General features: G+C 62.1%; 12 protein-coding genes. 11 read left to right on the top strand and 1 reads right to left on the bottom strand.

Annotation, left to right across the window (positions count from 1 at the left end; genetic code table 11):
* The first annotated feature begins 3 nt into the window (after nt 1–3).
* Genes ACQB61_RS03015 through ACQB61_RS03035 form a run of 5 tightly spaced genes read left to right on the top strand, consistent with a single transcriptional unit; the run spans nt 4 to nt 5,291 of the window.
* Nucleotides 4–1,560: a sugar ABC transporter ATP-binding protein gene (locus ACQB61_RS03015; protein ID WP_430511431.1), complete on the top strand. Its 1,557-nt coding sequence runs from the start codon at nt 4–6 to the stop codon at nt 1,558–1,560.
* On the top strand, nt 1,557–2,540 hold the full coding sequence (locus ACQB61_RS03020) for an ABC transporter permease (RefSeq protein ID WP_430511432.1): 984 nt from the start codon (nt 1,557–1,559) through the stop codon (nt 2,538–2,540). The genes ACQB61_RS03015 and ACQB61_RS03020 overlap by 4 nt, the downstream gene beginning before the upstream one ends.
* Nucleotides 2,537–3,577, top strand: a complete 1,041-nt coding sequence (locus ACQB61_RS03025; protein ID WP_430511433.1) for an ABC transporter permease — start codon at nt 2,537–2,539, stop codon at nt 3,575–3,577. Before ACQB61_RS03020 ends, ACQB61_RS03025 begins: the two co-directional genes overlap by 4 nt.
* Nucleotide 3,578: 1 nt before the next feature.
* Entirely contained in the window at nt 3,579–3,893 is a 315-nt protein-coding gene (gene rhaM / locus ACQB61_RS03030) for an L-rhamnose mutarotase (protein ID WP_430511434.1), read from the top strand.
* A 6-nt stretch (nt 3,894–3,899) separates the two neighbouring features.
* Complete coding sequence (locus ACQB61_RS03035; protein WP_430511435.1) at nt 3,900–5,291, top strand: FGGY-family carbohydrate kinase; 1,392 nt, start codon at nt 3,900–3,902, stop codon at nt 5,289–5,291.
* A 7-nt stretch (nt 5,292–5,298) separates the two neighbouring features.
* Here ACQB61_RS03035 and kdgR read toward each other — a convergent pair whose 3' ends face one another.
* The gene (gene kdgR / locus ACQB61_RS03040; protein WP_430511436.1) at nt 5,299–6,120 is read right to left on the bottom strand and encodes a DNA-binding transcriptional regulator KdgR; all 822 of its coding nucleotides are present in this window, start codon (nt 6,118–6,120) and stop codon (nt 5,299–5,301) included.
* Nucleotides 6,121–6,335: 215 nt separating this feature from the next.
* On the opposite strand from kdgR, the gene ACQB61_RS03045 reads away from it, so the two are divergent.
* The 6 genes from ACQB61_RS03045 (at nt 6,336) to ACQB61_RS03070 (ending at nt 13,201) form a co-directional block, all read left to right on the top strand.
* Nucleotides 6,336–7,454: a glycoside hydrolase family 88/105 protein gene (locus ACQB61_RS03045; RefSeq protein WP_430511437.1), complete on the top strand. Its 1,119-nt coding sequence runs from the start codon at nt 6,336–6,338 to the stop codon at nt 7,452–7,454.
* A 93-nt stretch (nt 7,455–7,547) separates the two neighbouring features.
* Entirely contained in the window at nt 7,548–8,828 is a 1,281-nt protein-coding gene (locus ACQB61_RS03050) for an ABC transporter substrate-binding protein (RefSeq protein WP_430511438.1), read from the top strand.
* A gap of 73 nt (nt 8,829–8,901) precedes the next feature.
* On the top strand, nt 8,902–9,795 hold the full coding sequence (locus ACQB61_RS03055; protein WP_430511439.1) for a carbohydrate ABC transporter permease: 894 nt from the start codon (nt 8,902–8,904) through the stop codon (nt 9,793–9,795).
* A gap of 109 nt (nt 9,796–9,904) precedes the next feature.
* Nucleotides 9,905–10,693, top strand: a complete 789-nt coding sequence (locus ACQB61_RS03060; RefSeq protein ID WP_430514272.1) for a carbohydrate ABC transporter permease — start codon at nt 9,905–9,907, stop codon at nt 10,691–10,693.
* A gap of 26 nt (nt 10,694–10,719) precedes the next feature.
* Entirely contained in the window at nt 10,720–11,808 is a 1,089-nt protein-coding gene (locus ACQB61_RS03065) for an ABC transporter ATP-binding protein (protein WP_430511440.1), read from the top strand.
* A 103-nt stretch (nt 11,809–11,911) separates the two neighbouring features.
* Complete coding sequence (locus tag ACQB61_RS03070) at nt 11,912–13,201, top strand: Gfo/Idh/MocA family protein (RefSeq protein WP_430511441.1); 1,290 nt, start codon at nt 11,912–11,914, stop codon at nt 13,199–13,201.
* Nucleotides 13,202–13,203: the final 2 nt, after the last annotated feature.

The following is a 13,203-nucleotide window of genomic DNA, read 5'->3' on the forward strand; positions in this document are numbered from 1 at the left end:
GCCATGCTTGCCAACTTCCCGGATCAGCCGGGTGCCGCCTTGCATCCGGCCAGCGCGAAGGACCATCCGGTTCTCTCGCTGACCGGCATTTCCAAGTCCTTTCCGGGCGTCAAGGCGCTGTCAGGCGTGTCGCTGGACCTTTATCCGGGGCAGGTGACGGCGCTGATCGGGGAAAATGGTGCGGGCAAGTCCACCATCGTCAAGGTTCTGACCGGCATCTACCAGCCGGATGCGGGCGAGATCCGCGTTGACGGCCAGCCGGTGGCCTTTCCCGCAGCTGAGGCGGCCGCAAAGGCCGGAGTGACGGCGATCCATCAGGAAACCGTGCTCTTTGACGAGCTGACGGTGGCAGAAAACATCTTCATCGGCCATGCCCCGCGCAGCCGCTTCGGCCTTATCGACTGGCGCAAGATGCGCCAGGAGGCGCGGCGCCTGCTGGAGCGGATCGGCGCACAGATTGACCCGAACGTGCAACTGAAGGATCTCGGCATCGCCAGCCGCCATCTGGTGGCCATTGCCCGGGCGCTGTCAATTGACGCCCGCGTCGTCATCATGGACGAGCCGACGGCGGCACTGTCGCACAAGGAAATCGAGGAAACCTATGAGCTGGTGGACCGGCTGAAGGCCGAAGGAAAGGCCATCCTCTTCATCAGCCACAAGTTCGATGAAATCTTCCGCGTGGCTGACCGTTACACCGTATTCCGCGACGGGGAACTGGTGGGCGCAGGGCATATCCGCGATGTGCGCGAGGGCGATCTTGTGCGCATGATGGTCGGCCGCCCGGTGGATCAGGTGTTTCCCAAGCGCACCCCGAAGCTGGGTGATGAACTGCTGAAGGTGGTGGGCTATGCCCATCCGACCGAGTTCGAGGACATCAATTTCACCCTGCGCGCCGGTGAAATCCTTGGCTTTTATGGCCTTGTCGGTGCCGGGCGCAGCGAGTTCATGCAGGCGCTGTTCGGCATCACGAAACCTTCCAAGGGCGCGATCCGCATTGACGGCGAGGTGGCGGTGATCCGCTCTCCCAATGCAGCCATCCGGCAGGGCATCGTTTATGTGCCGGAGGACCGGGGCAAGCAGGGCGCGGTGAAGGGCCTGCCGATCTATCAGAACGTGACCTTGCCTTCTTTGCAGGCCGTTTCCCGCAAGGGTTTTCTGAAGATGGCGGAAGAGTTTGCGCTGGCGCGGGACTACACACGCCGGCTGGACCTGAGGGCTGCCGCGCTGGATCAGGATATCGGCCTTCTCTCGGGCGGCAACCAGCAGAAGGTGATCATTGCCAAATGGCTGGCGACCCGGCCCCGTGTCATCATTCTGGACGAGCCGACCAAGGGCATCGACATTGGCTCCAAGGCGGCGGTGCATGAGTTCATGGCGGAACTGGCGGGGGAGGGACTCGCGGTCATTCTCGTTTCTTCGGAAATCCCCGAGGTGCTGGGCATGTCTGACCGGGTGATCGTGATGCGCGAAGGGCGGATTGCCGCCGAATTCGAGGGAGAGGCGATGACGCCGGAGAATCTGGTCCGGGCGGCTGCCGGGATCGAGGAGGGGCACGCATGAGCATCCGTCTTTCCCATGGCCGCGAGCTGGTGCTGGCAGGCGCCATGGTGGCGCTTACGGGGCTGATCGCCTCGCGCTTTCCCGGTTTCGTAGCGCCCGGCAATCTTGCCAGCGTGTTCAATGACACAGCGCCGCTGATCATTCTGGCGCTGGGGCAGATGGTGGTGATACTGACCCGTTGCATCGACCTGTCGGTGGCGGCCAACCTGGCGCTCACGGGCATGGTGGCGGCGCTGGTCAACACCATGATGCCGGATCTGCCGGTGCCTCTGATCATCCTCCTGTCCATCGCGCTGGGGGCAGGGCTCGGGCTGATCAATGGGCTGCTGGTCTGGCGCCTGTCGATCCCGCCAATCGTGGTGACGCTGGGCACGATGACCATCTACCGGGGCATCATCTTCCTCATTTCCGAAGGGCGCTGGATCAACGCCCATCAGATGAGCGATGCCTTCAAGGCCTTTCCGCGTACGGTGGTTCTGGGTCTGCCGGTGCTGTCCTGGATCGCGATTGCGGTCGTCACCGGATTTGCCGTTCTGGTCACCCGCACGGCGCTGGGCCGGGCCTTCCATGCGGTGGGAGGAAACCCGCATGCGGCGCAATATGCGGGCATTGATACGGGCCGCACCCAATGCGCTGCCTTCGTGCTGTCCGGCGCGCTGGCGGGGCTTACCGGTTATCTCTGGGTGGCGCGCTATGCGGTCGCTTATGTGGATATTGCCGCTGGCTTTGAGCTGGACGTTGTGGCGGCCTGCGTGATCGGCGGCATTTCCATTGCAGGCGGTGCGGGCAGCGTGGCGGGCGCGGTGCTGGGGGCGCTGTTTCTCGGCATCATCAAGAACGCACTGCCGGTGGTCAATGTCTCGCCCTTCTGGCAGCTCGCCATCTCGGGCTCTGCCATCCTGATTGCGGTGGCGGTCAATGTTACCCAGAACCGGCCAAAGGGCCGGGTCATCCTGAAGCAGGCGGAGCACACGGCATGACATCCGTTTCCCTTCAAACGCCCGGCTCTGGTTCCGGAGCGCCCGGCGGCGGGCGGCAGATTCCCGACCGGCTGCGCAGTCCGGTTCAGCGGATTGCTACAAGCTGGGAACTGATGCTCTTCGGTGTGGCGGTGGCCATCTTCATCCTGAATGCGCTGGCCTCTCCCTATTTCCTTGATCCGTGGAACCTGTCGGACGCCACGTTCAACTTCACGGAAAAGGCGATGATCGCCTTTGCCATGGCGCTGCTGATCATCTCCGGCGAGATTGACCTTTCGGTCGCCGCCATCATCGCGCTGGCTTCCACGGCCATGGGCTATGCGGTGCAGATGGGCGCCGACACGCCCGCGCTGGTGGCCATTGGCCTTGGGGCCGGGCTGCTGTGCGGGGTGGTCAATGGCGCGCTGATCACCGGGCTGGGCCTGCCGTCGATTGTTGTTACCATCGGGACCATGAGCCTATTCCGCGGCATCTCCTACATCGTGCTCGGCGACAAGGCCTACACCGGCTATCCGGCCTCCTTTGCCTGGTTCGGCCAGGGCTACGTCTTCTGGGTGATTTCCTTCGAGCTTGTGCTTTTTGCCATTCTGGCCGTGCTCTTCGGCCTGCTGCTGCATGCCACCACCTTTGGCCGGGCGGTCTATGCCATCGGCAACAATCCGGTGGCGGCGCTCTTCTCCGGCATCCGGGTGGCGCGGGTGAAGTTTGCCCTGTTCCTGCTCACCGGGCTCATGTCCGGCGTGGCCGCCATCTGTCTTACCTCGCGGCTTGGCGCGACGCGCCCGTCCATTGCCTCGGGCATGGAACTTGAGGTGGTGACCATGGTGGTGCTGGGCGGGGTCAGCATTCTGGGCGGGGCGGGCAGCATTGCCGGTGTCGTCATCGCCGCGCTGGTGATGGGGCTGGTGACCTTTGGCCTTGGTCTTCTCAACGTGCCTGGCATCGTCATGTCGATCTTCACCGGCCTGCTGCTGATCGGCGTCATCGCCCTGCCGCGTATTGCCCGCCAGATCCTGCTGCGCCGCAAGGGAGCGTGAGATGGAGAAATATGCCTTCAAGATGAAGCTCAATCCCGGCATGGAGGCCGAATACCGCCGCCGCCATGACGAGATCTGGCCGGAGCTTTCCGCCCTGCTGAAGGAAGCTGGTATCCGCGACTATTCCATCCATCTCGACCAGGAGACGAATATCCTCTTCGCCGTGATGTGGCGCGAGAGCGAGAAGAAGGTGGCAAGCCTTCCGGCATCGCCGGTGATGCAGCGCTGGTGGGCGCATATGGCCGATATCATGGAAACGAAGCCGGACAACGAGCCGGTAGCCATTGCCCTTGAAACCGTCTTCCACATGGATTGACCCGGTATGGCCAGCTTGCGCAACATCGCGGTGATCGACATCGGCAAGACCAACGCCAAGGTGGCGGTGGTGGACATCGCGCGCCGTCAGGAACTGGGCGTCCGGCGGCAGCCGAACCGCGTGCGGACGGATGGACCCTATCCGCATTTCGATGTGGAGGGGCTCTGGAGCTTCTTTCTGGAAAGCCTGAAGGAGCTGGCGGCGGAGCACCGGATCGACGGCATCAGCGTCACCACCCATGGCGCTTCTGCCGTGCTGCTGGATGCCTCCGGCAAGCTGGCCACACCTGTGCTCGACTATGAGTTTACCGGCCCGGATGATCTCGCCAGCCAGTACGATGCCCTGCGGCCCGGCTTTGCGCAGACCGGCTCGCCGCGCCTGTCCATGGGGCTCAATCTCGGGGCGCAGCTTCACTGGCTGCTGGAAACGCAAGAGGGCCTGCGGGAGCGCACCGCGCAGGTTCTCACCTATCCGCAATACTGGACCTATCGCCTGACGGGCGTTGCCGCCTGTGAGGTCACGTCACTGGGGTGCCATACGGATCTTTGGAACCCGTTCGAGGGTGTGTTTTCGCCGCTGGTGTCACGGCTTGGCCTTGAGGGCCGCATGGCGCCGGTGCGCAAGGCTGGTGACGTGCTGGGCCCGCTGCTGCTGGATGTGGCGGATCGGGCGGGGCTGCCGGAGGGCATTCCGGTTGCCTGCGGCATCCATGACAGCAACGCCTCGCTCTATCCGCATCTCCTGGCCCGGCAAGGAGCTTTTTCTGTTGTTTCGACCGGCACCTGGGTGATTTCGCTGAGTGTTGGCGCGGCTGCGAGAAACCTTGATCCGGCCCGCGACACGCTGGTCAATGTCAACGCGCTTGGCGGGGCCGTGCCATCTGCCCGGTTCATGGGCGGGCGCGAGTTTGATTTGATGCTGGAGGGGCATGACAGAACCAGCACGGATGCTGACGTGCGGCAGGTTCTGGATCGTTCCATCCTTCTGCTGCCCGCTGTCGAACCGCGCTCCGGCCCGTTTCAGGGCAGGACGCACCGCTGGAGCGTGGAGGACGAGGCCGGTCTGTCTGATGGCCAGCACTACGCGGCGGTGTCGTTCTATCTGGCGCTCGTGACGGCGGAATGCCTTGCCATGACCGGTGGGCAGGGGCCGGTGATTGTGGAAGGGCCTTTCGCGGCCAACCGGCTCTATCTCTCCATGCTGGAAGCGGCCTCTGCCCGGAAGATTCAGGTGGGCGACGGCTCCGTCACCGGCACCAGCATCGGCGCGGCGCTGCTGCTGGCAGGTTTCGACGGGCGGGGCGGCGAGGGCGCGGCGCAGGATGACGCGTCTGTCATTCCGGACGCAGCCTTTGCCGCCTATGCCGCTGCGTGGCGGCAGGCGGTGGCTGAGGGGTGAAGTTCCCTCACACCAGTTTGCCCGGCGGGCAGCCCAACGCGGTGGAGGCCTCGCGGGAGGCGGTTTTCAGCAGGCTTGCGTATTCAGCCTTGCGGGTTTCATCGAAGCGGAAGAGCGGGAAGGAAATGCTGATGGCGGCGATGGAGCGGCCCAGATGGTCCAGCACCGGAATGGCCATGCAGCGCACGCCGGCCTCGCTTTCTTCGATCTCTTCGGCAAAGCCCTGCGCCCGGACCTGAAGGATCGCGGCGAAAAGGCTTTCCGCATCGGTGATGGTGCGCGGCGCCAGCTTGGGCATGTCCAGGCCGTTGAGCCGCTCGTGGATTTCCTCGTCACTGCGCCATGCCAGCAAGGCCTTTCCCAGTGAGGTGCTGTGCAGCGGATTGCGGCGGCCGAGGGTGGACTGGGTGGAGAGGTTGTAGAAGGAGTCGTACTTGTGGATGTAGGCGACACGCTGCTCCCGGTCGTCCATGACGCCGAGATTGATGCATTCGCCAGTCGCCCGGGACAGCCGGCCCATCACCTTGTCGGCGATGCGGATCAGGTCCGATTCCTCGTTCAGGGAACGGGCCCCAAGGCTGAAGAGCTTGAGGGTGAGGCGGTATTTCTCCGTGTCCCCGTCCTGCTCGGCATAACCAAGGTCAACCATTGTCTGCAAAAGCCGGTGGGCCGTGGTCTTGGAGGTCATGGCCCGCTGGGCGATGACGGCAAGGCTCGCCTGCCGCTCGTCGACCAATGCCTCCAGCACGGCGAAAACCTTGAGGACCGCAGCGGCGTTTTCGGTTTTGGGCTCGGCTTTGGAAGAAGCCTTGGACTTGCTGTCGGGCATTTTTCTCGTTCAATCTTTTTGAAACGCCATTCTGAAATTTGAACACCTGCCTGTCAAGCTGGCGTGTGCAGGGCATGAATAAAGATTATGCAAGCGTGCAAAAATGGCGATTAAATCGGTTTAAGTGATTGCCAAGGTTGCGGGATTGTGATTGCCTAATAATTACGGAACTGCGTTCCGAAAAATTTCAAGCGGTATCTGGGAGGAGATCGCGTATGCATCCGCTGTTGCGGCAGAAGGAGAGGTTTGTCACCCGGGACGAGGTCTGCGGCCTCATCGACCGGCTAACCGGAAATCTCATCAACATCGAGGACAAGACGGGTGAATTCCTGCTCCGCCTCGAAGATGGCCGCGTTATTGATACCAAGGGTTGGGCCGGTTGGGAATGGACTCACGGCATCGGGCTCTACGGTCTGTTCCGTTACTGGCAGCTGACCGGCAGCGCGGAAGCCATGCGCATCATCCGGGACTGGTTCTCGGCGAGGCTGGCGGAAGGCACGCCGACCAAGAATATCAACACGGTTGCCCCGTTCCTCACCCTTGCATGGCTGCATGAGCTTGAGCCCAATCCGCAGTGGGTGCCCTATCTGGAAACCTGGGCCGAATGGGTGATGCATGAGATGCCACGCACCCGCGAGGGCGGGTTGCAGCACATCGTCTACAACAGCGTCAATGATCAGCAGATGTGGGACGACACGCTGATGATGAGCGTGCTGCCGCTGGCCAAGATCGGGCTTGTTCTGGGCCGTCCGGAGTATGTGGAAGAGGCAAAGTACCAGTTCCTGCTGCACATCCAGTATCTGATGGATACGCAGAGCGGCCTCTGGTTCCACGGCTGGAGCTTTGATGGCAACCACAACTTTGCCCGTGCTCTCTGGGCGCGCGGCAACAGCTGGATCACCATTGCGATCCCCGAGTTCATCGAGATGCTGGACCTGAAGGAAGGCGATGCGCTGCGCCGTCATCTTCTGTCGGTGCTGGGCCGTCAGGCGGCGGCGCTGAAGCAGTACCAGCACGAAAGCGGCCTGTGGCACACGCTGCTGGATGATCCATCAAGCTATGTGGAAGCCTCGGCCACAGCCGGATTTGCCTATGGTCTGATGAAGGGCGTGCGCAAGCGTTACCTGCCGGGCGAATATCTTGAGGTGGCCGAACGTGCCATGCGCGGCGTTGTCGCCAACATCAGCGAAGACGGAGAGTTGCAGCAGGTGTCCTTCGGCACGGCCATGGGAAGCGACCTCGATTTCTATCGTGAGATCAAGCTGACTTCGATGCCCTATGGGCAGGCGATGGCGATGCTGTGCCTCACAGAGCTTTTGCGCAGCTACATCTGACCAGCTGCAGGGGAATGCGGCAGGGAGAGGAGCCCTGCCGGAGCACTGAGGCCGCGGAATGGAGGTTCCGGGCCAAATCGGGAGGAGACCAGAATGACTGTTACACGCAGAACCGTCCTTGGGGGAATGGGGCTTGCGGCGCTGGCCGCTGCCATGCCAGGCGGCAAGGCACTCGCGCAGGATCGCACCATCCGCCATTACTGGTGGGGCAATCCGGAGCGCGACAAGCGCACCTTCGCGGTGATCGAGGCCTTCCAGAAGAAGCATCCGGGCATAACCGTGTCGGGCGAAACCATCGGCTGGGGCGATTACTGGACCAAGATGGCGACCCAGACAGCTGGCCGGAACATGGCCGATCTGGTGCAGATGGATCACCGCTTCCTGTTTGAATATGTCGGCCGCGGCGCACTTCAGCCGCTGGATGACCATATCGGCAAGACACTGATGCTGGACGGCTTCGATCAGGGGCCGCTGGAAGGCGGCAAGGTTGATGGCAAGCTCTATGCGCTGAACATCGGCTCCAACTCGCAGATGGTCGTCTACAATGCTCAGGTCTTCAAGGATGCGCGTATTGAGTTTGATCCTCTGAGCTGGACCCACGAGGACTTTGCCAAGATTGCTGCTGCCATCACCAAGGCGTCCGGCGGTAGGGTCAAGGGCACGGATGATTTCTCGACCTATATCGAATATCTGGAAGCCTGGGTGCGCCAGCGTGGCCGCGAGTTCTATGACGATGAGGGCAACGTCGCTGCCACGCCGGAAGATGTGGCCACTTTCTTCCAGTTCTGGGATGACATGCGCAAGGCTGATGCCGTTGCGTCCAAGGACCGGGCATTGATGCTCGATCCTGCGCTGGCGGAGCGCGGTGTCGTCAAGGGCGATACGGCCATGTCGCTGATCTGGTCGAACCAGATCGTCGGTGTGCAGGATCTGATGCAGGATGAGGCTGGCCCTGCCATGCTGCCGCATCTGCCGGGTGGCAAGCCGGGCCAGTTCATCAAGCCGTCCATGTTCCTGTCCCTTTCGCGCGATGCGAAGGATGTGGATGCAGCCATGGCTTACATGAATGATTGGGTGAACGATCCGGAGATCACCGGCATCCTCGGTCTTGAACGCGGCATTCCCTGCTCGCCGAAGGTGCGTGAGGCTCTCGCCCCGTCCTTCAGCTCCATCGAGAAGCGCACGGTCGAATACTTCACGGCCATTCAGGACAAGGTTGGCCCGCTGCCCAAGCCGCAGCCCAAGGGCGCGGGCGAAGTGCGCGATGCCTTCATGCGCACGGCGTCCGAAGTCATTCTCGGCAACCAGACGCCGCAGGATGCCGGGCAGATCTTCGTGGAAGATGCTGCGGCCATCATCGAGCGGGCACGCTGACGCTCTCATTGCCTGAAACTGCCCGCCCTGCCATCCGGCAGGGCGGGAGCCTGCAAGACAAGGCCTTCCCTTCATGAAACGGTTCCTTGCCCGCAACGCGCCCGGATATCTGTTCCTCTCCCCGTGGCTGCTCGGCTTCTTTCTTCTGGCTCTTGGGCCGATCCTGGTCTCGCTCTACCTGTCCTTCACCAAATACGACATGGTGAGTGATCCGCGCTGGGTGGGGCTTGCCAACTATGACTACATGTTCAGCCGTGACCGCCGGTTCTGGAAGGCGCTCGAGGTCACGTTCAACTATGTGGTTCTGGCTGTTCCTGCCCGCCTGGCCTTTGCTCTGGCGGTCGCGATGCTGCTGGACAAGGGGCTGCGGACGATCGGGCTCTACCGGGCGATCTTCTATCTGCCATCGCTGCTGGGGGCCTCCGTCGCCATCGCCATCCTCTGGCGCGAACTCTTCGCGGCCTCCGGTGTCGTCAACGAGGTGCTGGCATTCTTCGGCATTTCCGGCACGGACTGGATCACCAACCCCAAGACTTCGCTGTATACGCTTGTGGCGCTGGCTGTCTGGCAGTTCGGGTCGCCAATGCTGATTTTTCTGGCTGGCCTGAGGGGTATTCCACGGGACCTCTACGAGGCTGCCGAGATTGATGGCACGCCGAAGTGGCGCCAATTCACCCGCATCACGCTGCCCCTGCTGGCTCCGGTGATCTTCTTCAATCTGGTCCTCCAGACAATTGATGCCTTCAAGACCTTCTCCAGCGCCTTCATCATCTCCAATGGCCTGGGTGCTCCGGCGGACAGCCTGCTGTTCTTCACGGTCTATCTGTTCAACGAGGCCTTCAAGTTCTTCCGCATGGGCTATGCATCGGCGCTTGCCTGGGTGCTGCTGTTGATCATCGCGGCCTTCACGGCGCTCGCCTTCCTCACCTCGAAATACTGGGTGCACTATGACAACGACCGCGACTGACCTGGACAAGGCCATCGAGGCCGATGAAGCGGCGCGTGCCGCCCATGAGCTGCGCCTCAAGCGGGACCGACGGGAGCGCAATGGCCGCCGCCTGAAACACCTGTTCCTGATGCTGTTTTCGGTGGTGATGCTCTATCCGCTGCTGTGGCTGACGGCATCCTCGCTGAAACCGGAGAACGAGATTTTCGGCAGCCTGTCACTGTGGCCGTCGAGCTTCCAGTTCGACAACTACACCAAGGGCTGGTTCGCGCTGCCGCTCTCCTTCACCACCTTCTACATCAACTCCACCATTGTCACGGTGCTGTCGGTTATCGGCAATCTCATCTCCTGCTCCTTTGCAGCCTATGCCTTTGCGCGGCTGCAATTCACGGGGCGCAGCTTCTTCTTTGCACTGATGATGATGACGCTGATGATCCCCTATCACGTCGTACTGATCCCGCAGTATGTGCTGTTCCTTGAGCTCGGCTGGGTAGACACCTACCTGCCGCTGGTGGTGCCGCGCTTCCTGGCGGCGGATGGCTTCTTCATCTTCCTGATGGTGCAGTTCTTCCGCCAGCTTCCGCGGGAGCTGGACGAGGCGGCGATGATCGACGGCTGCTCGCCCTTCAAGATCTATTGGGCCATCATCCTGCCCCTGTCGCTGCCAGCCATGGCGACGGCTGCGATCTTTTCGCTGATCTGGGTGTGGGAGGATTTCCTCGCCCCGCTCATCTACCTCAACGACATCAAGAGCTACACGGTGCCGCTGGCGCTTCGTCTGTTCCTCGATCAGGAGGGGCAGTCCCTCTACGGACAGATGTTTGCCATGTCGGTGCTCTCGCTCGTACCGGTCCTGATCTTCTTCGTGGCTTTCCAGAAGCTGATCGTGCGCGGCATCGCGACCTCCGGAATGAAGTGAAATCAGAGACCCAAGGAAAAAGAACTATGGCTGGATTGACACTTCGCAACGTCGGCAAGACCTACGGCAAACTCAGCATCATCAAGGACTTGAACCTCGACGTTGTGGACGGTGAGTTCCTTGTGCTCGTCGGTCCCTCGGGCTGCGGCAAGTCCACATTGCTGCGCATGATTGCAGGACTGGAGGATATTTCCGAGGGCACGATTTCCATCGGCAGCACCATCGTCAACGATCTGCCCGCCTCAAAGCGCGAGCTTTCGATGGTGTTCCAGAGCTACGCTCTCTATCCGCATATGAGCGTGGCCAAGAACCTTGCCTTCGGCTTGCAGAACTTCAAGGTGCCAAAAGCAGAGGTGGAGCGGCGCGTTGCGGAAGCTGCCCGCATTCTTCAGATCGAGGCGCTGATGGAGCGCAAGCCGCGCCAGCTTTCTGGTGGGCAGAAGCAGCGCGTGGCCATCGGCCGTGCCATTGTGCGCGAACCGAAGCTGTTCCTCTTCGATGAGCCGCTGTCCAACCTTGATGCGGAACTGCGCGTGCAGATGCGCGCCGAACTCGCCGCACTTTACAACCGCCTCGGCACCACGATGATTTACGTGACCCACGACCAGGTGGAAGCCATGACCATGGCCAGCCGGATCGTCGTGCTGCGCGGGGGCAAGATCGAGCAGGTGGGCACACCGCAGGAGCTTTACACGAAGCCCCGCAACCTCTTCGTCGCCGGCTTCATCGGGTCGCCCAAGATCAACCTGATGACGGCGAGCCATGCTGCCGTTGATGGTGCGTCTTCGGCAGATATCGAGGGCTTTGGCCGCTTCACCATTCCGCAGCTGGCGACCAGAGACGCAAAGCTGACGCTCGGCATCCGCCCGGAGGCCATGCGCATCGGCGAAGGGGAAGTGCAGGGACAGGGCACTCTTCGCCTTGTCGAGTATCTCGGCAGCGAGACGCTACTGCATGTGGCGCTGGCGGATGGCCAGGTGCTGCTGGTCAGCGACTCCAGCCGCCGCCTCTTCCGCGCCGGGGACACGGTGCCGGTCGGCTTCGATCCGTCAGACCTTCATTATTTCGATGCCTCGGGCCAGCGCACCGGGGCTGCAAATTCCAACACTCAATGAGCTCGCCTCATTGAGTGTCGGTCAAGCCCGTGCGGCGCATGAGCAATTTCAAGGCGTGATGCGTCAGCAATTCAGAGCCTTGGTGTAACGAGAGCCAGAGCAAGTGAAGATAGCCATCGTTGGATGCGGTTCGCGGCACAAGATGTTCCGCGATTCCGTTGTCGAGGATTATTCGGACAAGCATGAGATCGTCGCCCTGTGCGACAGCAACGGCCACCGGCTGCGGCTGGCGGCGGAAGCGGCCTCGCAGCCTGGCACCAACGGAGTTGCGACCTATCTGGCGGGTGATTTCGACCGGCTGATCTCCGAGCAGAAGCCGGACACGGTGGTGGTGGCAACGCCGGACTTCCTGCACAGCGACTACATCGTCCGCGCTTTTGAGGCTGGCTGCGACGTGATCTGCGAGAAGCCGCTGACCATTGATCTGACGCGGCTGAAGATGATCCTCGACGCGCAGGCCCGTACAGGCCGCAAGGTGATGGTCACCTTCAACTACCGCTATTCGCCGGCCCGCACGCAGATCAAGGAGCTGATCATGTCGGGCGCCATCGGCACGGTGACGGCTGTCGATTTCCGCTGGCATCTCGACCGGGTGCACGGGGCTGACTATTTCCGCCGCTGGCACCGCCAGAAGGAAAACTCCGGCGGGCTGCTGGTGCACAAGTCCACCCATCATTTTGATCTGCTGAACTGGTGGCTCGGCTCTGTTCCGGTGGATGTGTTTGCCTCCGGCCGCAGGGCTTTCTACCGGCCAGAAATGGCGCAGGAACTGGGCCTTGGCGGGCGCGGTGCCCGCTGCGCGGACTGCGCCGTTGCCTCCTCTTGCGATTTTGAGCTGGACATGGACGGGGACGAAAACCTGCGCAGCCTCTACCGCGAGGCGGAGGACGAGGACGGCTACTTCCGCGACCGCTGCGTCTTTGACGCCGATATCGGCATCGAGGACACGATGCAGGCCCACATCCGCTATGCCTCGGGCGTGACGGCCAACTACACCCTGACCGCTTATTCCCCATGGGAGGGGCTGGAGATCAAGTTCCAGGGCACGAAGGGGGACATCACCCACCGGCACGTGGAGGTGCATGGCGTGTTTGGCGGCGAGCGTGCCCATGCGGGCGGGGATGCGGTGACGACCGAGCTGCATCTGGCTGGTGAGCATCCGCGCATGCTCGACGTGCCGCACGGCGAAGGCCACCATGGCGGTGCTGATCCAGTGATGCTGGGCTACATCTTCGACCCCGAAGGCATGGAGCCCGACCGCTTTGGACGTGCTTCGGATCATGTGGCGGGCGGCTGGTCGATCCTGACCGGCATTGCCGCCAACATGTCCATCGAGACCGGCTCTGCCGTGAACATTCCCACCATGCTGCGGGCCCGTGGCATCAAGCTTTAAGT

The organism is Pannonibacter phragmitetus, assembly GCF_050510895.1.
Taxonomy (GTDB): domain Bacteria; phylum Pseudomonadota; class Alphaproteobacteria; order Rhizobiales; family Stappiaceae; genus Pannonibacter; species Pannonibacter phragmitetus_B.